The 21,717-nt window shown below is 64.2% G+C and carries 23 protein-coding genes and 1 pseudogene; 15 read left to right on the top strand and 9 right to left on the bottom strand.

Features of this window, described 5'->3' with window-relative positions:
- Window positions 1–184: 184 nt before the first annotated feature.
- A complete protein-coding gene (locus tag ACWDXS_RS11905) occupies window positions 185–1,780 on the top strand; it encodes a DUF1254 domain-containing protein (protein WP_449966192.1) in 1,596 nt (531 codons plus the stop codon).
- On the opposite strand, the pseudogene ACWDXS_RS11900 reads toward ACWDXS_RS11905, so the two are convergent.
- The 3 genes and pseudogenes from ACWDXS_RS11900 to ACWDXS_RS11890 form a co-directional block, all read right to left on the bottom strand.
- Window positions 1,763–2,160 (bottom strand): annotated as a pseudogene (locus ACWDXS_RS11900) (ATP-binding protein); the annotation flags it as partial. The gene ACWDXS_RS11905 and the pseudogene ACWDXS_RS11900 sit on opposite strands and share 18 nt — an antisense overlap.
- Window positions 2,161–2,166: 6 nt before the next feature.
- Complete coding sequence (locus ACWDXS_RS11895) at window positions 2,167–2,523, bottom strand: hypothetical protein (RefSeq protein ID WP_449964851.1); 357 nt, start codon at window positions 2,521–2,523, stop codon at window positions 2,167–2,169.
- 6 nt (window positions 2,524–2,529) lie between these two features.
- Entirely contained in the window at window positions 2,530–2,865 is a 336-nt protein-coding gene (locus tag ACWDXS_RS11890; RefSeq protein ID WP_449964848.1) for an LppU/SCO3897 family protein, read from the bottom strand.
- A gap of 43 nt (window positions 2,866–2,908) precedes the next feature.
- Here ACWDXS_RS11890 and ACWDXS_RS11885 point away from each other — a divergent pair, with 43 nt between their 5' ends.
- Window positions 2,909–3,034, top strand: a complete 126-nt coding sequence (locus ACWDXS_RS11885) for a hypothetical protein (protein WP_449964845.1) — start codon at window positions 2,909–2,911, stop codon at window positions 3,032–3,034.
- Between the two features lie 634 nt (window positions 3,035–3,668).
- Window positions 3,669–3,944: a GlsB/YeaQ/YmgE family stress response membrane protein gene (locus tag ACWDXS_RS11880; protein WP_378988442.1), complete on the top strand. Its 276-nt coding sequence runs from the start codon at window positions 3,669–3,671 to the stop codon at window positions 3,942–3,944.
- 180 nt (window positions 3,945–4,124) lie between these two features.
- Here ACWDXS_RS11880 and ACWDXS_RS11875 read toward each other — a convergent pair whose 3' ends face one another.
- Window positions 4,125–4,697, bottom strand: a complete 573-nt coding sequence (locus tag ACWDXS_RS11875; protein ID WP_449964842.1) for a TetR/AcrR family transcriptional regulator — start codon at window positions 4,695–4,697, stop codon at window positions 4,125–4,127.
- 89 nt (window positions 4,698–4,786) lie between these two features.
- On the opposite strand from ACWDXS_RS11875, the gene ACWDXS_RS11870 reads away from it, so the two are divergent.
- Entirely contained in the window at window positions 4,787–5,620 is an 834-nt protein-coding gene (locus ACWDXS_RS11870; RefSeq protein ID WP_449964840.1) for an oxidoreductase, read from the top strand.
- Window positions 5,621–5,864: 244 nt separating this feature from the next.
- Window positions 5,865–6,095, top strand: a complete 231-nt coding sequence (locus ACWDXS_RS11865) for a hypothetical protein (protein ID WP_449966258.1) — start codon at window positions 5,865–5,867, stop codon at window positions 6,093–6,095.
- Window positions 6,096–6,364: 269 nt separating this feature from the next.
- On the opposite strand, the gene ACWDXS_RS11860 is transcribed toward ACWDXS_RS11865, so the two are convergent.
- Complete coding sequence (locus ACWDXS_RS11860) at window positions 6,365–6,538, bottom strand: hypothetical protein (RefSeq protein WP_449964837.1); 174 nt, start codon at window positions 6,536–6,538, stop codon at window positions 6,365–6,367.
- A gap of 220 nt (window positions 6,539–6,758) precedes the next feature.
- Here ACWDXS_RS11860 and ACWDXS_RS11855 point away from each other — a divergent pair, with 220 nt between their 5' ends.
- The 3 genes from ACWDXS_RS11855 (at window position 6,759) to ACWDXS_RS11845 (ending at window position 8,343) form a co-directional block, all read left to right on the top strand.
- The gene (locus ACWDXS_RS11855; RefSeq protein WP_449964834.1) at window positions 6,759–7,616 is read left to right on the top strand and encodes a GNAT family N-acetyltransferase; all 858 of its coding nucleotides are present in this window, start codon (window positions 6,759–6,761) and stop codon (window positions 7,614–7,616) included.
- Between the two features lie 216 nt (window positions 7,617–7,832).
- Window positions 7,833–8,177, top strand: coding sequence for a hypothetical protein (locus tag ACWDXS_RS11850; protein WP_449964831.1), 345 nt, complete (start codon window positions 7,833–7,835; stop codon window positions 8,175–8,177).
- A 19-nt stretch (window positions 8,178–8,196) separates the two neighbouring features.
- A complete protein-coding gene (locus ACWDXS_RS11845; RefSeq protein WP_449964828.1) occupies window positions 8,197–8,343 on the top strand; it encodes a hypothetical protein in 147 nt (48 codons plus the stop codon).
- A gap of 1,454 nt (window positions 8,344–9,797) precedes the next feature.
- Here the strand turns inward: ACWDXS_RS11845 and ACWDXS_RS11840 are convergent.
- From ACWDXS_RS11840 to ACWDXS_RS11825, 4 genes are all read right to left on the bottom strand, one after another.
- Window positions 9,798–10,352, bottom strand: coding sequence for a YbaK/EbsC family protein (locus tag ACWDXS_RS11840; RefSeq protein WP_449964825.1), 555 nt, complete (start codon window positions 10,350–10,352; stop codon window positions 9,798–9,800).
- 369 nt (window positions 10,353–10,721) lie between these two features.
- Window positions 10,722–10,835, bottom strand: coding sequence for an Lsr2 dimerization domain-containing protein (locus ACWDXS_RS11835; protein ID WP_449964822.1), 114 nt, complete (start codon window positions 10,833–10,835; stop codon window positions 10,722–10,724).
- A 78-nt stretch (window positions 10,836–10,913) separates the two neighbouring features.
- On the bottom strand, window positions 10,914–11,660 hold the full coding sequence (locus ACWDXS_RS11830) for an SDR family NAD(P)-dependent oxidoreductase (RefSeq protein WP_449964819.1): 747 nt from the start codon (window positions 11,658–11,660) through the stop codon (window positions 10,914–10,916).
- 48 nt (window positions 11,661–11,708) lie between these two features.
- The gene (locus ACWDXS_RS11825; protein WP_449964816.1) at window positions 11,709–12,320 is read right to left on the bottom strand and encodes a TetR/AcrR family transcriptional regulator; all 612 of its coding nucleotides are present in this window, start codon (window positions 12,318–12,320) and stop codon (window positions 11,709–11,711) included.
- A gap of 392 nt (window positions 12,321–12,712) precedes the next feature.
- On the opposite strand from ACWDXS_RS11825, the gene ACWDXS_RS11820 reads away from it, so the two are divergent.
- From ACWDXS_RS11820 to ACWDXS_RS11790, 7 genes are all read left to right on the top strand, one after another.
- Window positions 12,713–13,903, top strand: a complete 1,191-nt coding sequence (locus ACWDXS_RS11820; protein ID WP_449964813.1) for a thiolase family protein — start codon at window positions 12,713–12,715, stop codon at window positions 13,901–13,903.
- Between the two features lie 23 nt (window positions 13,904–13,926).
- Window positions 13,927–15,555, top strand: a complete 1,629-nt coding sequence (locus ACWDXS_RS11815; RefSeq protein ID WP_449964811.1) for a long-chain-fatty-acid--CoA ligase — start codon at window positions 13,927–13,929, stop codon at window positions 15,553–15,555.
- Window positions 15,556–15,608: 53 nt separating this feature from the next.
- Window positions 15,609–16,367 (top strand): enoyl-CoA hydratase-related protein, encoded by a 759-nt coding sequence (locus tag ACWDXS_RS11810; RefSeq protein ID WP_449964808.1) that lies wholly within the window; start codon window positions 15,609–15,611, stop codon window positions 16,365–16,367.
- A 112-nt stretch (window positions 16,368–16,479) separates the two neighbouring features.
- Window positions 16,480–17,652: an acyl-CoA dehydrogenase family protein gene (locus ACWDXS_RS11805; RefSeq protein WP_449964806.1), complete on the top strand. Its 1,173-nt coding sequence runs from the start codon at window positions 16,480–16,482 to the stop codon at window positions 17,650–17,652.
- A 48-nt stretch (window positions 17,653–17,700) separates the two neighbouring features.
- Complete coding sequence (locus tag ACWDXS_RS11800; RefSeq protein WP_449964803.1) at window positions 17,701–19,062, top strand: MFS transporter; 1,362 nt, start codon at window positions 17,701–17,703, stop codon at window positions 19,060–19,062.
- 53 nt (window positions 19,063–19,115) lie between these two features.
- Window positions 19,116–19,826 carry a hypothetical protein gene (locus ACWDXS_RS11795; protein WP_449964800.1) on the top strand — a complete coding sequence of 237 codons (711 nt, stop codon included), beginning with the start codon at window positions 19,116–19,118 and terminating at the stop codon, window positions 19,824–19,826.
- A 219-nt stretch (window positions 19,827–20,045) separates the two neighbouring features.
- A complete protein-coding gene (locus tag ACWDXS_RS11790; protein WP_449964797.1) occupies window positions 20,046–20,702 on the top strand; it encodes a TetR/AcrR family transcriptional regulator in 657 nt (218 codons plus the stop codon).
- Window positions 20,703–21,717 lie beyond the last annotated feature (1,015 nt).

Raw genomic sequence — 21,717 nt, 5'->3', positions numbered from 1 at the left:
CGTTGATGCTGCGTACTCGCTCCACCAACGCGAGGACCGGCCGTTCGTTCTGCCAAGGAGCGATCCTCTCGATGGCTCGTTGTGCGCGTGAGTCCGCGATGGTTGCCCATGGTCGCCAGCGCTTGGTACGTCTCGCCGAGAACGTGGCAACCTTCTTCGAGTTCGCCTGTTGAATTCCGACGTCATGTATCGGCGAAGTCTGAGGTCGCAGCGTGTTGCTGCGGAGCACTTTCGGCCTTCGCCGTGTACGGCACGATGCGTGTTGGTCCCGGACGTGCCGCTGGACTCGAGTAGCGTCGCCAGCGGACGTTTCACTTCATCTGACCGGGAGGCGGCCATGGCTGAGACCGCGAATACCGATGATTCGGGACTCGAGGGGACGGCGTCGCCGTTGGTGCGGCTGCTCAACGGCGGCAATTGGTTGCCGCAGCAGGAAGCCGAGGCGCTTCGCGCGGACCTGTTCTACCAACGCGCTGTGCATGCCTACATGACCATGCTGCCCGCGCTGAACGTGATCGGGATGCGCGACGGGTCGGAGAAAGCCTTCGGGCGCGGGTATCACGTGCTACCGATCTGGAAAGACCGGATGGACAGCCGGACCTGGGTCCCGACCCCGAACGCGGACGTCATCTACGCGATGAGCTACCTGGACCTGAAAGAGACCGGGCCGCTGGTGGTGGACGCTCCGGGCAATGTCATCGGGATGTTCACCGATTTCTTCCAGCGCACCCTGACCGACGTCGGTGCGATCGGCCCTGACCGGGCGCGTGGTGGGCTCTACCTGCTGCTGCCGCCGAACTACGACGGTCACGTCCCGGGCGGCTACTACACCGTCACCTCGTCTACGTACAACGTGTTCCTGTTCTTCCGTGCGGTGATGGGCCGCGGCGACGGGGAACCCGATCCCGCGGCGGGAGTCGCGGTCGCCGAACAGACCCGGGTCTTTCCGCTGTGGACGCCGGAGAAGGATGTCGCGGCGATGCAGTTTCCCAACGCGAGCGGTCAGCGCCTGAACATGATGTACCCGACCGACTTCGAATACTGGACGAAGCTGAAGGAGTTCGTCGACTACGAGCCGGTTTCGGCGATCGAACCGGAACTGCGCGGGGTGCTGGCTTCGATCGGCATCATCAAGGGTGAGCCGTTCAGACCCCGAGACTGGCAGCGGGCAGCGCTGGATCGCGCCGTTGCCGATGCCCCGAGGATGATCCTGGCATCGGCTCAGCTGGGACGTGAAGACGATCGCAACTACTACTACGACGACCGCCGATGGCAAGTCGCCTGGGCGGGGGGCACGGCCGAGTGGATGCAGGACAGCTACCTCGACCTCAACACCCGGTCCAGGTTCTTCCAGTACGCCTACTCCTCGGCACCGGCGATGAACATCCACTCCACCGGCGCCGGGTCGAAGTACCCGTTCACCTATCACGATGCCGACGGTGAGTTTCTGCACGGCAGCCACACTTACAAACTGCGCCTCCCACCACATGTGCCTGCCGGACTGTTCTGGGCAACCACCGCCTACAACATCACCGACGGCACCATGCCCGAAACCGATCAGTTGCTGCCCTCGACCAACGGGTACTACGACATCCCGCCCAACGACGACGGCTCGATCGACATCTGGTTCGGGCCACGCAAGCCCGACGGCGTCACCGACGCGGCCTACGTCCGAACCGTTCCCGGCCGCCACTTCATCGTTGCCCTGCGCTTGTATGGCACCGAGGTCGCTTTCTACGACCAGACCTGGCGACCCGACGACCTCGTCAAGATGTCCTGACAGCAGCTCCGCGCCGCGGAGGTCCAGTTCCATGTAGCCGGGCTCGTCGATGCAGAGCAGGTCGACGCGCGCCCGTAGCGGGCGATCGTCTTGGTCAGTTGCTTCTCGTCGGCGGCTTCGACGAGCTCGTTGACCAGTTTCGTGGCGAGGGTGTATTTGACTCGGTGTCCCTGCATGGCCGCTTCGGTGCCCAGCGCGATGAGCAGGTGGGACTTGCCGGTGCTGGAGTCGCCGATCAAGCAGAGTGACAGGCCCTTCTTGATCCAATCGCCCTTGGCGAGAGTGTTGATCGTGGCTTCCTCGATGTTGGGGTTGGCAACGAAGTCGAACGCGCGCAACGATTTGTCGCGTGGGAACCCCGCCGACGCGAGCCGGCGCTGCGTCAACTACGAGACTGTGCCCGGTGCATCGAGATCGACCACAGGTGTTTCGACGGGCGCGAACTCGCCGATCTTGCGAGCCTCCAACGCGACCGCGTCCGAGGTGAGCACCCCGGCCTGCAACGCGGCAGCCAGGCCCGCGACGACGTGTTCGTGGGGCAGATGCCGATGCAGCAGACGGACTTCGATGTGGCGCTCACGCGCGGCTCCGGCACTAGGGGCGGTGTACGGCTTTGCTGGGGCGGTGTGGTGGATCCGGTGTGGTGCAGCGCCGTCCACGATTTCGTGCTGTCCGGCGGGTTCGGTTCTGTCCGTGAGATCCCAGATCAACGGGGACGGCCGTCGCGCACGATCAGTTGTCATGTTCGATCATGGCGGCGGCTTGTTATTGAACTTCCACGAACCGTAGCTCGACAAGCAAAGGGTGGTCTCCTTGCGGGTGTTGAGGTAGGACGTTGTATGGCGCGGGCAGCTGTCGTCACTGTGGTAGCCAGGGTTGATCTGAAGGACCCTGTCGACCAAGTCGTCATCCGGCTGCGAATCGCACGGCACAACCTTGTAACTCTCCTCGTAGGCACTGGATTCGCGGAAGACGCAGTCCCCGACTTTCGCGTTCTCGATGGCGTCAGCAGGGTAGCTGGTGGGAGCGCAGGCCACGGTCATCACTGTCAGTGCGATCCCCGTGACACCCCAGAGCCGTGTCATCAATGTGTGAATTCCCCTCATCGCTCGGCAAGGATGGAATCGTATGTCGCGCATCGCCAGCCTGGTCGAGCACGCCGTCGACTCCTGGAAGGCGCCACGGACCGAACACCGGTGGAAAGCGCTGGTGGACTCGAGCTATGCGCTGAGCGCTGTGGGTGCGTCGAGCTAGCCGTTCAGCTCGAGACGAGCGCTGCACCGCAGGTCCTGCCCTACCTAGACCGAGCGCGCAGACCGGGCCACCGCGAAGGCATCGTGGCGACGGTGTAGGCCAAACAGGTTGTACGCGGGCTTCTCGCAGACCTCGGCTGGCAGCGGGAGTGGATCACAGACCTCGGTGGGATCGAGACTGCCCGGGCCACGGAGGCCGCGATCCTGTTGGTACCGCATGTAATCCGATCCACCAGAATCATGCCCTTCGCCATCTCGATTGCCCGCTGAGAGCCCGTGGTGTTCACCGTGCTGGCCGCTCTGTCGGGGATGGAACGCGCGAGTACATCCGCGACAGCACTCTCGAAGGCCACGAATCCGCCCGTCAGCGCGGCAAATTGATCGGTGGTGCCACCGTCGCCGACGACACCGTGCTCGCCATGGCGCTGCACCTACGCACGGTCCGTTCGACTCCACGGTCGGCGAGTCCGTGGAGCTGCCAGGCGCAGGACGGCCATGCCAGTTTCCACGTCGTTTCCGGCCAACGACTCGCGGGACTGCCGCTTCGGCTGATTGGCTGCGCCATGCCGGGGTATGCCGCGATCGGACGAGCGCACCGGATGCTCGTCAGCACATTCAGACGATGGGAGCAGGCCATGCTCGGTCTAGGTATTCTCGGATGGATCATCATCGGCGGACTCGCCGGATGGATCGCCAGCAAGATCATGAAAACCGATGCCCAGCAAGGAATCCTGCTCAACATCGTCGTCGGTGTCATCGGCGGTCTGCTCGGGGGATTCCTGCTCGAACTGCTCGGGGTGGACGTCGAAGGTGGCGGACTCTGGTTCAGCTTCTTCACCTGCATCGCCGGCGCGGTCGTTCTGTTGTTCCTCGTCAAGCTGGTCACCGGCCGCCGTGGAGCCTCGCGATAGCCTTGCCCGACTCCGATATCGGACGCGCGGCCCGAAGCCTTTGGCTTCGGGCCGTTTTCGGATGTCGTGGGGCGCGCATTCGATCTGAACGATCGGCGTCGCGGTCTCGAGGCGCACGCGGTGGCGGGAGGGGCAGCGGCTAGAACGCGCCCAGCCCAGGGTCGCGACACTCCGGGCTGATCAACCAACCGTTCGGGTGCGGGCACTCAGGCCGGGCAAGACCAGCATGAGCCAGCGTTCGCGCGCGGCGGGGGACCGGTCGATCGGAGCAGTGGAGAACAGCAGGTAGATGTCGGCGACGGTGACATCGGGGTGGACATTGCCGTCGGCTTGCCCGGCGCGGATGAGCGTGGCCAGTGCGGCGCCGGCGCGCTGTTCGTCGGTCTGTACCCGGAGATCGGCGCCGAGGGTCTGTGCCGCTGCTTTGGCAGCGTGATTGATGGCCGAGACCTCCACGACCCGTCGCAAGAACGCCGTGATCTCGTGCGTGGCGTCCGCGCCGCCCGCGACACGATCGCACGCCGCTTCGGCGTCATCGGCGACCTGGGCCACATATTCGGCCACGATGGCGGTGACCAGGTCTGCCTTGGTCGGGAAATGACGGTAGAGGGTGCCGACGGCAACCCCGGCCGCAGTCGCGATCTCGTTCATCCCCACGTCGGGTCCGTGCGTGGTGATCTGTTCACGGGCGGCGGACACGATCTTGCCGCGGTTGCGGATCGCGTCGGCGCGCTGCGGTCTGGCCTCGGTCATGAACTTCTCCCACAGGGTCCTTGCGTGAAGATGAATACTCGTTCACGATAGAACATGAATTGTTGTTTACCTTACCGACAGGAGACGACATGACCGACAAGATCGCCCTCGTCACCGGAGCCTCCTCCGGTATCGGCGAAGCTACTGCCCGCAAACTCGCCACCCTCGGCTACACCGTCTACGGCGCCGCCCGCCGCACCGACCGGTTACAGAAACTGGCCGCCGACGGGATCCGCCCGCTGGCCATGGACGTCACCGACGACGCCTCTGTGCGCGCCGGTATCGAACTCGTCGTGGCCGAGACCGGGCGCATCGACGTGCTGGTCAACAACGCCGGATACGGCTCCTATGGTGCGGTCGAGGACGTGCCACTCGACGAGGCCCGCTACCAGTTCGAGGTCAACGTCTTCGGCGCCGCGCGCCTGGCCCAGTTGGCCCTGCCGCACATGCGTGAACAGCGCAGCGGCACCATCGTCAACATCACCTCCATGGGTGGCAAGATCTACACCCCGCTCGGCGGCTGGTATCACGGCACCAAATTCGCTCTCGAAGGGCTCAGCGACTGCCTGCGGCTCGAGGCCAAGCCCTTCGGCGTCAACGTGGTCGTCATCGAACCCGGCGGTATCCGTACCGAGTGGGGCGGCATCGCCGCCGACCACTTGCGCAAGGTCTCGGGCGACGGCCCCTACTCGGCCCAGGCTGAAGCGGTGGCCGCCTCATTGGGCCCGCAGGCCACCGTCGCCCGCCTTGGTTCCCCGCCGGAGGTGATCGCGGACGCGATCGGCAAGGCCGTCACCGCCCGACGACCCAAGACCCGCTACCAGGTCGGGTTCGGTTCCCGACCACTGATCTTCCTGAAATGGTTGCTGCCCGACCGTGCCTTCGACGCACTTATCAAGCGCGCCGTCGGTATCCGACACTGAATGCGAGCCGTCGCCGAGATCGTGGCCGGTGACAGCGCCACTTGGTACGGCCAGGAACCGGTCCTTCTTCACTTTCCTCCGCTGGCAGATTGATCGTCGAACTGTTCCACAGCCTTCGACAATTCGGCGCGAAGGCGGTCCGCTGTCGCTCGTCCCCAGCATCGCTGGCGGTGGTGATGTCCTGAGGCGAGCTTGGAAACGCCCCACAGAAACCACACATTTTGACCGGAATCAATGCGAATTCATGCGAAACGATGAGAAGTGCCGTTTCGCGAAAGACCTTGGTACTGAGCACTATCGGGCAGTCGGGGACCTGGACGGTGTCGATGATCTGCGTGATCTGCTGGCGTGCGTTCTCTCCGTCCACGACCTGGCGCGTCTGGATGCGGTCGCTACCCAGCTCAACGGGCGACCACGCAAAACGCTCGGCTGGGAAACCCCAGCCGAGCGGTTGCATAAGCTACTCGCGGCCTGAACAACTGACCACGTGTTGCGACGACCCCTAGAAATCGCCGATCGACCTGCGGTCGAATTGGGGCAACCTGGCAGATCGGGGCTGGGATGGCGCAAACCCGTCGCCGTTCTGCTGCTCGAACACCGAGGTTGCGGCAGCGCCACCCGCTACACCACCTAGTGCTCCGCTGTCGCGGCAGTGAGCGCGCCGTTGGGCGATATCGACCATGATGGGCTGACAGCTCAACGCATCTGCCCGCAGGCTTCGGACCGCGGGCACTCCGTACGCCATCAGGTGAACAGAAAATCCGTCACCGGATGGGCGGTGCCCGCCACACGCCGCTCGCGATACTGCCCGACCAACCCGTCGAGCCGCTCCAGGTGCGCACGCGCTGCGGCCTGCCACTCGACCATAGGTAGTACCCGCAGTTCAAAGGAGTGGTCGAGGTCGTTGTGCAGGCTCACCTGGCCATGCTCCGCACCGGCCTGCGGTGACTGGTTCGCCCTGAACCCGGGTCCGAAACGGCGACTTGGATGTGGCTTCTCGATCGGGAAGCCGCGTTCCCGATGTCGCTCGGGGATGCCTCGAAAGTGAATACAGAATCCATGATGTTGCCTGTCGGGAGCGCCTCCGGTGGTGGTGCTCGCGCCGATATGTGGCGAGCCCGCAGCTACCGTGGAGGCTATGCCAACTGCTGTGCACCCCGCAGATCTCGTCATCACCCGGGCCACGCCGGACGAGTGGGCCACCGTCGTCGACTGGGCCGCGGCCGAAGGATGGAATCCAGGGGAGGCTGATCGCGGCGCGTTCTTCGCCCAGGATCCGCACGGATTCTTCCTCGGGCGGGTCGACGGGGAGCCCGCCACGGCGATCTCGGTGGTGAACTACGGCGACACCTATGCCTTCCTCGGCTTCTACCTGGTCCGACCCGATCTGCGCGGACGTGGCTTCGGGATTGCCACGTGGCGAAAGGGGCTCACCCACGCGGGTGCCCGTGTGGTCGGGCTCGACGGGGTCGTGGACCAGCAGAGCAACTATCGCCGCAGCGGATTCGAACTCGCCTATCGTAGTGCGCGTTTCGGCGGTGTCGCGACCATGCCCGCACCGGACGGGACCGTTCGCGTCCTGCTGCCCGATGAGGTAGGTGATGTGCTCGCCTATGATGCGCGCTGCGTTCCCGCGGCCCGGCCCATGTTTCTGGCGCGTTGGCTGACCGAGCCGACACACCACACCTTCCTGCGGATCGTCGACGCGACCCTCACTGGATTCTGCACTGTCCGCCCCGCCCGCGACGGTTGGCGGGTCGGCCCGCTGTTCGCCGACACGGTCGACGACGCGCGCCAATTGCTCGCCGCGTGCGCGCGAGCCTCGGACGGCGCGTCACTGGCGGTTGATGTGCCACTGGGTAACGAACCGGCGGTGCTACTGGCCGAGACGGCAGGCCTCACACCCACGTTCGAGACCGCGCGCATGTACACCGGTGGCGTCCGAAACCATCTCCAGGACAGAGTTTTCGGTGTCACTTCCCTCGAACTCGGGTAAGGCCACAGGACACATCCTGATCTACGCGAGGCCGTCGCGCGCCTGTGTGGCGCGCCGCAACGGCGATTTCTAGGGGCCGTCGCAAGACGTGGTCAGTTGTTCAGGCCGCGAGTAGTTTATGCAAACGCTCGGCTGGGGTTTCCCAGCCGAGCGTTTTGCATGGTCGCCCGTTGAGCTGGCGCCTCCAAGCATGCGGTCATCGGGTTCACCGAATCGGTGCGTGACGAACTCACGGGCACCGGTGAGACCGTGACCGCGGTCCTGCCCTCGGCCGTGCGCACCGATCTGGTCGTCGGTGTGCAACTCGGCGGGGTGCTGCCAACCGTTAAGCCCGAACGCATCGCCGAAGCCATGGTCGCGTTTTGTCGCCACGGGCGCACCCTGGTCGCGGTGCCGGGTTGGATGCGCGTCCACGAATTGGCCGCCGCGGTCTTGCCCGACCGGGTTACGGCGGTCGTGCGCGGTCACCTCACCCGCGACCGGGTGCTGCACAGCCTCGACACCGGCGCCCGTGCCGACAACGACGCCCGCGTACGCCGCTACGCCGACACCGCTCTCTGACCTGACAAGGAAGTCAGCAATGACGCTGCGACACACATTCATCGGCGCGCTGAGCACCGCCCTGCTCATCTGCCCCGGCCTGCTCACCGTGCTCCCCGCACGAGCGGGGATGAGCCCGTCGACCGGACGTTCAGCGGCTGCCTCCACAGAAACCCCACAGTTTTGACCGGAATCAATGGGAATTCATGCGATTCGTTGCGAAGAGTCGTTTCTCGGAAACCCTTGGTACTGAGCACTATTCGGAACTGATGAGTAGGTTCTGGACAACTGGAACTCGCCCCAGGTGGTCGCAGGTTCAAATCCTGTGGGTCTGGTAGACCTGCACTTCTGTCTGGGTCCGGGCTGTTGTCCAGTTCTGCAACGCTGCTGATCGCCATCAGTTCGAACCTGCTGGTGTGAGGTCGGCGATGCCTTGCGCGGGTGGGCGACGAAGATCTGTGCGGTTGCGGGCAGTGCATCGGCGCCCGCAAGCGGGGGCTCGTCGGCTGCGGCCCGAGCGGTCCGGTCGTTGTCGGCGGTCAGCTGGTCGGGCGTCTCGCGCAACCGAGATCCGCGCGGCCTCTCGCCGATGCATTTTGCAGACGAAGAAGGCCCCGATCAAATGATCGAGGCCTTCTTTGCGTGTCCGGAGGGCGATTCGACCACTACGCACACCGACTGACCCAGCAGACGTCGTTGGTGGTGGGCTGACGCATGCGGTGGGGGAGGCCTGACACGGCCGGTTCCCACGGCAGGGCCGTGCCGGTACGCTGTGAACGCCAACCATTAGCTTGTATCAAGCCTGTGCGCGGCCGATTACCCAATCACGAACGCCCTGCACTCGTTACGAGCGCGGGGCGTTCGGCGTTGGTCAGTTGGGTTGGCCGGAGCGGAGAGAGCCGACGGCGGGCGGAGTACTCGTGTCGGAGCGTTGGCCGCAGCATATCGACCGATAAGTACTCCTCATTGGTGGTCGGCGGAGGTCCCGGCCGCACTGGGGCTTCGCCGAGGCCGCGCCTGGTGTGTTCTGAGAAGACTCTTCGCTAACGGAGGAACCTGTGGGCGTACTTGCTTGTCGCGCGCGGTGACATCGCCGATACCCGGGCTGTGTCGAGGTGCGCAAGCCCTGGTCGCCCGAATAGTCACATGTCACTTGGTTGCCGAGCCTCGGTACCGATCGCGGCTATTCGTTCGCAGCCGAGGTGGCGTCTTCTCGGTTGACCTGGCGGAAGCGTGGCGGCTGGAGGTATGAAGTGGCGGAGGCGCCTGGCTGGCCCGTCCTCTCCTGTTGCTGGCTGCGGTGGAGTTGGGCGGCGAGCTGGATGCCTTAGCCCACACGGCGCGCTCGTCATCGTCGGCGTACCGCAGGTACTCGCCGCGCTCGTCGGTATCGGCATGGAGGCGCCGCGTGATCCGCCGCAGGTCAGGGCGGAGCTGGACCTCGGTGAAGCGGTTCGGACGTCCGCGTGGCACCCCGCCATTGTGAAGCAGGAGTTTCAGCACGCCGAGCTGGCAGAAATTTCCGCTAGCGGCGTTGGGCGGGCGCTCTGTCCAGCCAACTCGCGGGGATGTCCATGTACAGCTCCATCGTCTGGTCCAGACCGAAGTGTTGCAGGTGGTGTGGAGGTCACTTGGGGGTGGTCAGGCGCGGGGATCGCGCCCGAGGTCGTTGATGACCTCCGCGCCGGGCAACTCCGCCAAAAGTTTGCCCTGCAGAAGCAGTTTCGAGCCACGCCGTCCCGAGCCGATGATCGCTACCGTCATCGACAGCACCCTCGGATCGACCAGCAGGCGCCAAGTGACGGGTAGCCCGATCGGGGTGATGGCACCGTATTCCATGCCGCTTTCGATGGTCGCTCTGTCCATGGGCAGAAACGACGGTCGGCGCACATCGAGGGTTCGTTTGGCGACTGTATTGATGTCGACGTGGGTGTCGGAGCGGACCACGCAGGCGGCCACGCGTTCCTCACCGCCGCGTTTGCCGGCGACGATCACGCAGTTCGCGCCGGTCGTCAGCGGCAGGTTGTAGGCCGTCATCATTGCTGCGGTGTCTGAGAACGCTGCATCGATTTCGACCACCGCGACATGCTCTGCGTGTGCCCAGCCAGCGATCGCCTCGGCGACCGGCTCGGCGAGAAGGTCCTGGTGAGAGGTCGCTGGCAACGATTTCAGATTCTCGACGAGTGGAAGGCTCAAGTGTGCTCCAAAGTGTTTGAATCGCAGGCTATTCGACGGCTGACTCGTGTCGGCCGGCTCCGCGCTCAGCGTGTTTGACGGCGCCGTCGTCAACTGTGATCTAGTGTCGAATGGGATGGTTAGGGTTTGGCGAAGCTGAAACAGGTTCCGCCACGACGAGATCTAGACTGCCGCCATGTGATAGGCCTCGACGAATACCGCTGAGATCGGGCGTCGTTTCGATACTCGAACACGTCGGCGGTGGGCCCACTTTCGTATGATCCGGATCCTTTCCGGGTGATCGTTGTGTGGTTGCTGCGCCGGGGTGATCGGGTCCATCATGCGGGCGAATGGTTTCCACGGCCCACGATGTTGCGCGACCGGACACCGTTAGCCATCGATTTCGTAGGTGACACAGTCCAGAGCGAACGACGACACGGTTTCCTCGGCGGTAGACGTGCTGTCGTAGTAGTCGACGAATTCCTCGATGACCTGACGCGCCATGGATTGCCTCCGATGTCGTCAAAGGTGAGCAGCAATGGGGCCCGGCACTGACTGTGGTTGATGGCGAGCGATGCGCCGCTAGCGCAGCCCCCCGCCGACGACCAAGACTTCGCCGGTGATCCAAGAGGCCGACTCCGAGGCGAGGAAGGTGACCGCGGGCGCGATGTCTTCGGGGACGCCGATGCGTCCGAGTGGGGTGATGCGGGTGATCTCGTCTCGGAATGACTTGGCGGAGAAGGCGCTGCGTTGCATCCCATGGGTTTGGGTCAATCCCGGGTTGACCGAGTTCACCCGGATCCCGCGCAAACCCAGTTCGTTGGCCAGCGTGCGGGTGATCGAGTCCACGGCGGCCTTGGTCGCGGTGTAGATCGTGGACTGGGCGGGGTGAAATGACGACACGCTCGAACCGATGTTGATGATGCTGCCGCCGTCGGCCATCAGCGAGCGCACCGACTCGCGGGTCACGAATGTCAGCCCGAAGACGTTCAGCGAGAACTGTCTGATGAATTCCTCTTCGGTGACCTCATCGATCGTGCCCATCTGGTAGACGCCGGCGTTGTTGACCAGGATGTCGAGCCGTTCGAGGTGATTGCGAAGTTCGGTGAACAACTGCTGGGCACCTGCGGCGCTGGAGACGTCACCGGCGATGGCGAACGCTGACCCGCCCGCATCGGTGATCCGTGCGACGACGTCGTCGGCCGAGGACTTGTCTGACGAGTAGTTGACCGCGACCGTGGCGCCGGCGGCCGCGAAATCCGCGGCGATCGCTGCGCCGATTCCCTTCGACGCGCCGGTCACCAGCGCGGTCTTTCCCTGTAGTGACATCACTGTTGAACCTTCCGAAATCAAGGAACGATAGGTTGAGAACCGAGCTCAGTGGGCATCTCCGGGGCCACTTCGAAAGCCGTTGAGCGCCAGAGGTACAAGCCTGTCCACGCTGTTCTCGGTGAGCGGGGCGTGTCCCGATATCAAGCGATAGACCAGAGGTCCGAAGAACATGTCGATCATGTCGTCACGGTCGATCGATTTCACAATCTCGCCCCGTGCCGCGGCACGATCCAGAATCGTGGCGAACCCGGCGCGCCGTTTGTCGAGGAAGTACTTGTGGAAGTAGACGCGGGCAGACGGTTCCTGAATGCACGAAGCGAGCAGCTGAGCGAACACCCCACCCAGATCGCTCGCATAGAAACGAACGATGCCTTTCAGGTAGATCGACAGATCCTGCACGACGTTGCCGGTATCGGGAACCGTCAAAGCGTCCTGCATCATCAGTCCGTACGACTTCGCGATGATCGCGGTCCGTGACGGCCAATGGTTGTAGAGGGTCACCTTGCTGATCCCTGCCCGTGCGGCGATCGCGTCGATCGTGGCCGCCGAATACCCTGCCTCCCGCAACAGTTCTTGCGTGGCGCGGATCGCCTTCTGATGAAGCATCGTGCTTCGCGGACCTGTGGGGGGCTTGAGCTCTTCGTCGTCGCCGGTCAATCGGACTCCTCTCTCTGTCGCTCCTGTGAGGGGTATCTGAGCGGAGCCCTACCTCACGTACACCCTGACTCCTCTCTCCTTGTTCGTAGTGCAGCAGTGCACCGGCGAGTGGAACACGGCCGTATCTGAACTGACCGTACAGTTCAGATACGGCCATGTCCACCGAAGGGTGAAGGTTCACCTGATGGCGGTTCGGCAACTCGCCATCCTGCGGCTCGGCGGTCGGAGCTTTGTGGTTGCCATCGCACCCCGCGTAATCGCAGGTATTGGGCTTACCCGTCCTGTGGCGCCGGGGTCGGACTCCTGCGTCGGCCAGATCTAGGGGGGCTTGACTATGGCGCAGGCCACTCCATAGAATAAAAGTGAAGTCACTTTCACTAATGGAGGAAGCCATGCAGCCGATGCAGCCCGTATGGATCGCCGACGGGACCCGGACCCCGTTCGGCAAGTTCGGTGGCAGTCTGCGGGAACTGTCCGTGATCGATATGGCCAAACAGACGCTCGAGTCGCTGTTGACTCGGACGCAGTGGCCGATCGACGACATCGACGAACTGATCGTCGGGATGGCGATGATCGAGGGCGGACTGATGGTGCCCGCCCGCCAACTCGCCTACGCCGCGGGACTGCCCGAGACGCTACCCACCCTCACCATCGACCGGGCATGTTGCTCGGGAATGGCCGCAGTCGGGCTGGGTGTGCGCGCGATTGGCGCAGGCGCGCGATCCGCGCTCACGATAGGCGTGGAATCGATGAGCCAGACGCCACGGCTGCTGCACGAGACCCGGTGGGGATCCAAACGCGGCGACCTGACCGTGGAAGATCTGCTGATGCTGCGCAACCCACTCGAGGGTGGGGTGTCTATCGCACGATCGGTCGGTCTCGAGGCGCAGGCCCGCGGGATAGGGCGTGAGGAGCAGGACAACTGGGCTCTGCAGAGTCATGAGCGCTACTTCAAGGCTCTGGCCGAAGGATACTTCCACGGCGAGGTGAGCGCTGTGTCGACTCCGCACGGAATCGTCGAGGTCGATGAGCAACCCCGTGCCGATACCAGCATCGAGAAGTTGTCGCGCCTGACACCGGTCTACGGCGGCCCGACGGTCACCGCGGGCAATGCTCCAGGTCTCAACGACGGTGCCGTCGCGCTCATGCTGGCTGGGGAACAGGCACTGTCGGGCAATGCCGTGACTCCGCTGGCGAAGGTGCACTCGTATCTGCAGACCGCGTCGACACCCACGTCATCGGTGTATCTGCCGGGGGTCGCGATCGGGCGCCTGATCGAAGAAGCCGGACTCACTGCTGGCGATATCTCCGTCATCGAGATCAACGAGGCCTTCGCCGCCACTGCGGTGGTGAGCACGAAGGCTTTGGCAGGCGGGGACTTCGCGCTGGAACGGGAGCTGGCCTCACGCACCAATGTCAACGGCGGAGCGGTAGCGCTGGGCCACCCCACCGGTGCGAGCGGTGCCCGGCTGGTGCTCACCGCCGCCCGTCAACTGCAACGGTCCGGCGGTCGCTGGGCAGTCGCCGCGATCTGCGGCGGATTCGGACAGACCGACGCGGTGCTGATCGAGGCAGCGCAGTGACACAATCATTAACGAGGTACGCGATGAAGCACACGATGCAGGATGTGCCGCTCACGGTCGATCAACTCTTCCGGCGCGTCGAGCGGTACTCCGCACACAAGACGATCACCGAGGCCCACAACGGCACGTTCGTGGAGACCTCGATCAGGCACTGGGCCCAGCGCACGCGCCGCCTCGCCGGTGCGCTCGCGGGCATGGCGTTGCCTGTCGGCACTCCGGTCGCGACGTTCGCCGCGAACACGATCCGTCACGTGGAGTTGAGCTACGCGGTGCCGGGGTCGGGGCTGGTACTGCATCCGATCAATGTTCGGCTGCCCGCGGATCAACTGACCTACATCCTCAACCATGCGCAGGACGCCGTCGTTTTCGTCGACCAGTCGCTCCTGGGCCGACTGATGCCGGTCCTGGCGAACACACCGAGCGTGCGCCGGGTCGTGGTGATGAACGACGAGGGTCCCACGGTGGACGTCGATCTGATCTCGGCGTCGCCGGTGCCGATCGAAGACTACGAAGAACTCATCGCCGCAGCGTACGCGATCGAACTGCAGGTGAGCGACGAGTCGTTGCCGGCGACCGTCTGCTACACCAGCGGCACCACGGGTAACCCCAAAGCGGTCGTCAACTCGCACCGGACTCTCTGGTTGCACACGATGTCGCTACTGCAGACCGATACCGCGGGGATCTGTGAGCGTGACACCGTCCTTCCGTTGGTGCCGATCTTTCACGCGAGCGCGTGGGGCTTGTGTTACGCGGCGCTGACCGCCGGTGCCGATCTCGTGCTGCCGGGATCCGACCTGAGTGGGTTGTCGGTCGCGCGACTGATGGAGCAGCGCCGGGTCACGTTCTCCACTGCCGTACCGACGGTGTGGTCGCGGGTTCTGCCCGAACTTCGAGATCGTGACACATCCGCTGTTCGGATGCTGTGTTCCGGCGGATCCGCAGTGCCGGTACGGCTTTCGGAGCTGTGTCGGGAACTGACCGGCAATCCGATCGTCCAGGTGTGGGGAATGACCGAGACGAATGCGTTCGCGGCGATGACCCGGGTGCGTTCCCATCTCGATCCGACCGATCTCGCGACAGCGCACACGGTCTCGCAATCGCAGGGAATCGCCAGCCCCGGTGTCGAATTCCGCATCGTCGGTGAGGATGACGACCGCGAGCTCGAGTGGGACGGAGTCGCCGTGGGTGAATTGCAGTGCCGCGGGCCATGGGTGACAGCCGGGTATCACGGTGACACCGTGCAGCACGCCTCCACACCGGATGGCTGGTTTCGTACCGGCGACACCGCGGTGATCGACCCCGACGGATACATCCGGTTGCGCGACCGGCTCAAGGACCTGATCAAATCCGGTGGCGAATGGATCTCCTCGCTCGAACTCGAAGTCGCGATCCAACGGTATCCGGGTGTCGAGTCCGTCGCCGTCATCGGAGTGCCCTCCGAGCGCTGGGACGAAAGACCCATCGCGTGTGTGGTCCCGATGGCCGGCGGCAGTGTCGATGCGCGCGAACTCTTGGCGTGGCTGCGCCCGCAGGTAGCGAAGTTCTGCGTTCCCGACGAGGTCCATCTGTTGGTCGAACTTCCCATGACCAGCGTCGGAAAGATCGACAAGAAGGCGCTGCGCGCACTGTACGCATCGCAGACGCGTCGATAGCACCGGCCCCGAACGCCGCTGCGTTTCATATTCAATTGTTCAGGGAGCCAATCATGGTCGACTTCGACAAACATGGCCGCATCGCGGTGATAACACTCGATCGCCCGACGGTACGCAATGCCATCGATCACGCTGACGCCGAAGCGATCGAAGAGCTAATCGATGCCATCGAACTCGATGACACCATCTGGGTATCTGTCATCACCGGCACCGGCCCGGTGTTCTGCTCCGGCGCCAACTTGAAAGCCATCGCCGATGGCGGAAGCCCCGCGAAAACGGTTCGCGGTGGTTTCGCCGGACTCGTCGCGCGGGCGCGATCCAAACCGCTGATCGCCGCGGTGAACGGTCCGGCCATCGCCGGCGGCTGCGAAATCGTGCTGGCGTGTGACCTGGTGGTCTCCTCGACAACCGCGTCGTTCGGTCTTTCCGAGGTCAAGCGTTCGATGGTCGCCGCTGGTGGCGGGCTCTATCACCTGCCCCAGGTGCTGCCGCGCAACGTCGCCATGGAACTCGCGCTGACCGGCGACCCGATCACCGCCCACCGTGCCTATCAGCTCGGACTGGTCAACGATCTCGTCGAACCGGAAGGCCTGATGGAGGCGGCGTTCGGTCTGGCCGACCGGATCACGGCCAACGCTCCGCTGGCGGTCCGGCACGCCAGAACCGTCCTGCGACAAGGGATGAACCTCGACGCCGCCGAAGCGATGGCGCTGGGGGAGCAGACCATGGAGATGATCCGAGAGACCGAAGATTTCAGCGAAGGCGCTCGCGCGTTCCTCGAGAAGCGACCGCCGCAGTGGGTCGGTCGCTGACCGATCGACCCGGCGCACCGCGCCGCCGATAGATTCGCGGCCCGATCACAGGGGTCGCACATTCCACCCGACAAACCAGGGTTCCTTTGTTGTACCCGAAAAAGGATACGAAATGCCTTCCCCGCAAACACCTTTCGAGCTTTTCGGTATCGCCGGACTTATTTCCGAAACCGACGCCGCAGTGCAAGACACAGTCCGTAAATACGCCGAAGCCGAGCTGCGTCCCCGTGTGGCCGAATGGTACGAATCCGGTGATGTCCCGGTCCGCGAGCTCGCCGCGCAACTCGGCGAACTCGGTGTGCTCGGCATGCACCTGGACGGCTACGGCTGCCAGGGAACAAGCGCCACCGCCTACGGCCTGGCCTGCCTCGAGCTCGAGGCCGTCGACTCCGGCTTGCGCACACTGGTATCGGTGCAGGGCTCGCTGGCCATGTACGCGATCTGGAAATGGGGCTCGCCGGAACAGAAGACCACTTGGCTGCCACCGATGGCGCGGGGCACGGCCATCGGATGTTTCGGACTGACCGAACCCGAATTCGGTTCCGACCCGGCTGGTATGCGCACCTTCGCGCGCCGCGACAACGGTGACTGGGTGCTCAACGGCACCAAGAAGTGGATCACCAACGGGTCGGTCGCCGATGTCGCCATCGTGTGGGCGCACACCGACGACGCCATCCGCGGCTTCGTGGTCCCCACCGACACACCAGGATTCTCGGCCAACCCGATCAGCGGCAAGCTCTCGCTGCGGGCGTCGGTGACCAGCGAGCTCATCCTCGACGACGTCCGACTGCCCGACACCGCGGTACTGCCGTCGGCGACCGGACTCGGCGGTCCGCTCGCGTGCCTCAACGAAGCGAGGTTCGGGATCGTCTTCGGCGCGCTCGGCGCCGCACGCGACAGTCTCGACGCGACCATCGCCTACACAATCGAGCGGGAAATCTTCGGAAAGCCGCTTGCCGCCTATCAAGCGACACAATTGAAGCTGAGCAACATGACCCTGAAACTGGGCACCGCCATGCTCTTGGCGCTCCAATTGGGTCGGCTCAAAGACAGGGGAGAATTGCGCCCCGAACAGATCAGCCTCGGCAAGCTGAACAGCGTTCGCGAGGCCATCGACATCGTGCGCGAATGCCGTCCGATCTTCGGCGCCAACGGCATCACGCTCGACTATCCCGCCTTGCGACACGCGAACAACCTCGAGTCGGTCATGACCTACGAAGGTACCGCGGAAATACATCAATTGACCATCGGCCGAGCTCTTTCCGGTCAGCAAGCATTTCGCTGACTCCACCTCCGAAACTCTCGCACCACCCTTTCTTTCTTGGAGATTGCAATGACGGAATATCCAAAATTCGAGGTCAGCGACGAAAAGATGTCGTCCTACCAATGGACAGCGATCGGGGTATGCGTCGTGCTGAACATGCTCGACGGTTTCGACATACTCGTGATGGCCTTCACCGCGAACTCGGTCAAGGCCGAATGGGGTCTGTCCGCCGGCCAGCTCGGTGTCCTACTGAGCGCCGGCCTGCTCGGCATGGCGATCGGCGCGCTGTTCATCGCACCGTGGGGTGACCGGATCGGGCGTCGGAAACTCGTCATGTCCTGCGTGGGCATCGCCACCGTCGGGATGATCGGCGCCGCGCTGGCCCAGGACGAAGTCCAGTTGGGGCTGATGCGAGTCCTGACCGGGCTCGGGGTGGGCGGGCTGCTGTCGTGCACCAACGTGCTCGCCAGCGAATACTCCTCGCCTCGCTGGCGTGGGCTCGCTGTGAGCCTGCAGACCACTGGATTCACCGTCGGCGCCACCATCGGCGGCTTGGCAGCGGTGTTCCTGATCGACAGCTGGGGATGGCGGTCGGTGTTCTTCGTCGGAGCCGGGCTTTCACTCTCATCGCTGATCCTGGTGATGTGGCGCCTGCCCGAATCCGTCGACTTCCTCCTCGACAGCGGTGCCGCCGACGCACTCGAGCGCATCAACCAGATCGCTCACCGCGCGGGCATGGCGCCGTTGTCCTCGCTGCCGACTCGGGCACCGAAACTCGCGACAACTCAGGCCCGATTCCCCGCATTGCTGTCTCCTGCATTGCGCCGCGAAACCATGACCTTGTGGCTGCTTTTCCTGATCATGTTGTTCACCTATTACTTCGTCACCAGCTGGAGCCCGCAACTGCTGATCACCGCCGGGATGTCACCCAGCCGCGGTCTCACCGGCGGTGTTCTGCTCAACATCGGCGGCGTGATCGGCACTCTGTTGTTCGGATTCCTGTCCGCTCGGGTTCCTGTCGGTCGGGTCCTGGCCGCTGCGATGTTCGTGACCGTCGCTCTGTTGGCGGCGTTTCCCGCGACCTTGTCGAGTCTGGGGATCGCGTTGCTGAGCGGACTGCTCATGGGCATGTGCATCAGTGGCTGTATCGCGGGCCTGCTCGCCACCGCGGCGCTGGCTTACCCGACACACATTCGCGCGACCGGCGTCGGTAGCGCTATCGGGATCGGTCGTGCCGGAGCGATCGCTTCACCGTTGATAGTCGGAGCTCTGATCGACGAGGGCTGGACCCCGGCGCACCTCTATGTCGCGGCCGCAGCACTTGTGCTGGTTGCCGCAGGAGCAGCACTGACACTTCGATCCAGCGGTCCCGCCCCTGGATCGGAACCGCCGACAGTGACCGCGACCGCAGCGGCGCCGACGACCACCTGAGCACGCGATCCGCACCTGATGAAGCCCATAGAACCCAACCGAACAGGAGCCCCATGATCTCCAAGAATCTCGCCGCTGCCGCCGGGATTGCACTGTCACTCGCCGGCGCAGCGACGACCGTGTCCGCCGAACCCGCGCCCCCGCCGCCGGTGAACGTCGATCTCGCGCCAGGCGTCAACTACACCGCCTACAAGGACGGAAGCGCCGCGGTGATCACCGTGAGCGACGGGACGCTGATCGTCGACAACGGGCAGTTCCAGATCCGCGATCGTGCCGGTCGCGTGCTGGCCGGAGTTCCGCTGGAATTCACCATCGACGACATCGTGTTTCCGATCGACACCAAGCTGGACGGCAACACCGCCACATTGACGCCGTCGCTGGACACCGCTCGTGCCCACTACAAGCCCGTCGCATTGCCATTCGAGGACCAGGCGCCGTGGAAATCCGCCTACGACCGTGAAGTCGCTGCGTGGAATCGGATGACCTCGACCATCAGCATGGGAGCCGGAATCGGCGCCATCGTCGGGGCGGTGGCGTCCGGCACCCTGGGCTGTCTGCTCGGCGGTGCCGCAGGTGCCGTGCTGACCGGCCCCTTGGCGACCCTGTTCGGAGCGGGCCCGCTGGCAGGTTGCCTGATCGGCGCAGCCGCCCTCGCTCCGATCGGTGTCCTTGTCGGGGCGATGTTCGTCGGCGCGCCGGTGGCGATAGCCGCGTTCATCCAGTACTCCGCAACGGTGAACGCCCCCTTCACTCCGACCAAGTAGACGGGCAACGCTCGCGCCACGATCGAACCGCACACTCCAGCCGCTCGGGCATCCCGCAAGGGCTGTCCGAGCGGCGCTCCGGTTTCCGGGGCAGCGACCTCCTCCGGATCTGCGTGTGATGGGGCCCCGGGTTGTGCCGGGTTGCGCACCATCGGGTTTCGGTGGCCGCTGATAGACTGAACACGGTTCAGATGTCTTTCGACAGCGGGAGGGTGAGAAATGGCGGCGTTCGTGGCCGTATCGAAGCCGAGGACGCGTTCCGCGCCGACCAAAAAGGGTCAAGAAACGAGAGCGCGCATTCTCGCCGCCGGCCGTGAAGTACTCAGCGAACGAGGATACTTCGGTGCCACCGTCGCCGAGATCGCGGAGAAGAGTTCGCTCTCACTCGGTGCTATCTACCGCTATTTCGCCAACAAAGACCTGATCTTCTTGGAAATCCTCGAGGAAGTCACCGAGGAACTGTTCACCGCGGTGAGCGGCAGCTGGGTCAAGGGCAGCGAATTGGAGTCGCTGCGAGAATCGTCGCGGCGATACCTCACGACCTACTACGACAATCGGCGCCTCATCGCGGGACTGATCGAGATGTCCGCCGCTGTTCCCGAATGTGCCGAACGTTGGTGGAACCTCAAGCGACAAACCTTCCGCCGCAAGGAACTCTACCTACGTCGACATCTGCCTGCCGGCAACTTGAACCCAGAATATGCCTCGGTTGCCCTGGCCACCATGGTCGACCAACTGGCATTCCATTGGTATGTGGAGTCCGAGAAGTATGGGGGAGAAGTCCCGACCATCGACGAAGCGGCCGAGACGGTAAGTCTGATCTGGTACCGCAGCATCTACGCCGACAACGTCGGCGCAGATGCTGATCTCAGCTGACTGCAGGCCTCGTCACTACGCGCCGCAGTCGCGTTTCCGATCATGATGGGCCGTGGCTGGCCGAGTTCGTCACCAACCCCGCTCGTGGTCGGTTGCCGGGAACCCGGAGCTGCAACACCGTCGTCGGAGGCATTCCGACAAGCGGAGCCCGGCCACGAAAAGCATTGAACTGCAAGATCTTCCGTCGCACGGTTTCGATCAAAACCGGATACGGGCGACGGCCGTGCATGTGGACTTCCACCTGACGGCGTGGATATGAATGCTCGCCTACTGGTCACTCCGCCGGGAACCAACGCGTGCGACTGTAGATCGCCCGCTCACGTCGACCGGAATTACTGCGGGTTCTGCTCGAGAACTGTTCTCGCATGCCGCGCACGTTGTTCCTGCGGACTGTCGGACGGGTAGTGGTCGCACGCTCGCGGCCGATAGCCGGGTTGGAGCCACGCTCGAGAACGCCTGATCCTGGGCGCCTCGGTCGCGACCACCGGTCGAGAACGCGGGGCATCGGCAGTGGAGCCAGTGCCGTCGTCGATCGGCCGCTTGCAAGTCGACGAAAGGGCGGCACGGTCTTCATCGCTTGGACTCGACGGTCCTCTGATTCGATATGCCAGTGGCAGGCGAGCCGATCGACGGGGCCGGCGCGGCGTACTCGGACTCGTGTTCGAGTGAGGATGGGGCCGACGCATCTGCGGCCACGACGCGTGGCCTCATCCGAGTCGGTCCACGTCGCAGATGGTTTGGTCAACAGGTTTGTCGAGGTCGTGGTGCGGCAGTGTTCTCGACGGCAGCGTCGTTTGTAGACGGGCCGCCGAAGCCAGGTGGCGAAAGCGGGCGGACCAGCCTTCGGATGAAGGCTGGTCCACGTTGGTAGTTGGGGGAGGCTGTCGGGTTACCCCTCAGGCTGGAGGTGTGGGACCCGGGCATGTCCCGGGGCCCAGCTCGAACTCACCCGGGCCGCGCTCGGCACCGAGCTGGTCCACCCCCGCGTCTGCCTCGACGTCGACGCGGCTTTGCG

Source organism: Nocardia sp. NPDC003183, from assembly GCF_053590715.1.
The sequence above is the reverse complement of the archived record's forward strand: the minus strand, read 5'-3'. Positions and strand labels throughout refer to the sequence as shown.

Excerpts from the sequence above, each read along its gene's own strand:
- ACWDXS_RS11905 (WP_449966192.1), top strand. The coding sequence starts at position 185 with ATGTATCGGCGAAGTCTGAGGTCGCAGCGTGTTGCTGCGGAGCACTTT.
- ACWDXS_RS11895 (WP_449964851.1), bottom strand. The coding sequence starts at position 2,523 with ATGACAACTGATCGTGCGCGACGGCCGTCCCCGTTGATCTGGGATCTC.
- ACWDXS_RS11890 (WP_449964848.1), bottom strand. The coding sequence starts at position 2,865 with ATGACACGGCTCTGGGGTGTCACGGGGATCGCACTGACAGTGATGACC.
- ACWDXS_RS11885 (WP_449964845.1), top strand. The coding sequence starts at position 2,909 with ATGTCGCGCATCGCCAGCCTGGTCGAGCACGCCGTCGACTCCTGGAAG.
- ACWDXS_RS11880 (WP_378988442.1), top strand. The coding sequence starts at position 3,669 with ATGCTCGGTCTAGGTATTCTCGGATGGATCATCATCGGCGGACTCGCC.
- ACWDXS_RS11875 (WP_449964842.1), bottom strand. The coding sequence starts at position 4,697 with ATGACCGAGGCCAGACCGCAGCGCGCCGACGCGATCCGCAACCGCGGC.
- ACWDXS_RS11870 (WP_449964840.1), top strand. The coding sequence starts at position 4,787 with ATGACCGACAAGATCGCCCTCGTCACCGGAGCCTCCTCCGGTATCGGC.
- ACWDXS_RS11865 (WP_449966258.1), top strand. The coding sequence starts at position 5,865 with ATGCGAAACGATGAGAAGTGCCGTTTCGCGAAAGACCTTGGTACTGAG.
- ACWDXS_RS11855 (WP_449964834.1), top strand. The coding sequence starts at position 6,759 with ATGCCAACTGCTGTGCACCCCGCAGATCTCGTCATCACCCGGGCCACG.
- ACWDXS_RS11845 (WP_449964828.1), top strand. The coding sequence starts at position 8,197 with ATGACGCTGCGACACACATTCATCGGCGCGCTGAGCACCGCCCTGCTC.
- ACWDXS_RS11835 (WP_449964822.1), bottom strand. The coding sequence starts at position 10,835 with ATGGCGCGTCAGGTCATCGAGGAATTCGTCGACTACTACGACAGCACG.
- ACWDXS_RS11830 (WP_449964819.1), bottom strand. The coding sequence starts at position 11,660 with ATGTCACTACAGGGAAAGACCGCGCTGGTGACCGGCGCGTCGAAGGGA.
- ACWDXS_RS11820 (WP_449964813.1), top strand. The coding sequence starts at position 12,713 with ATGCAGCCGATGCAGCCCGTATGGATCGCCGACGGGACCCGGACCCCG.
- ACWDXS_RS11815 (WP_449964811.1), top strand. The coding sequence starts at position 13,927 with ATGAAGCACACGATGCAGGATGTGCCGCTCACGGTCGATCAACTCTTC.
- ACWDXS_RS11810 (WP_449964808.1), top strand. The coding sequence starts at position 15,609 with ATGGTCGACTTCGACAAACATGGCCGCATCGCGGTGATAACACTCGAT.
- ACWDXS_RS11805 (WP_449964806.1), top strand. The coding sequence starts at position 16,480 with ATGCCTTCCCCGCAAACACCTTTCGAGCTTTTCGGTATCGCCGGACTT.
- ACWDXS_RS11800 (WP_449964803.1), top strand. The coding sequence starts at position 17,701 with ATGACGGAATATCCAAAATTCGAGGTCAGCGACGAAAAGATGTCGTCC.
- ACWDXS_RS11795 (WP_449964800.1), top strand. The coding sequence starts at position 19,116 with ATGATCTCCAAGAATCTCGCCGCTGCCGCCGGGATTGCACTGTCACTC.
- ACWDXS_RS11790 (WP_449964797.1), top strand. The coding sequence starts at position 20,046 with ATGGCGGCGTTCGTGGCCGTATCGAAGCCGAGGACGCGTTCCGCGCCG.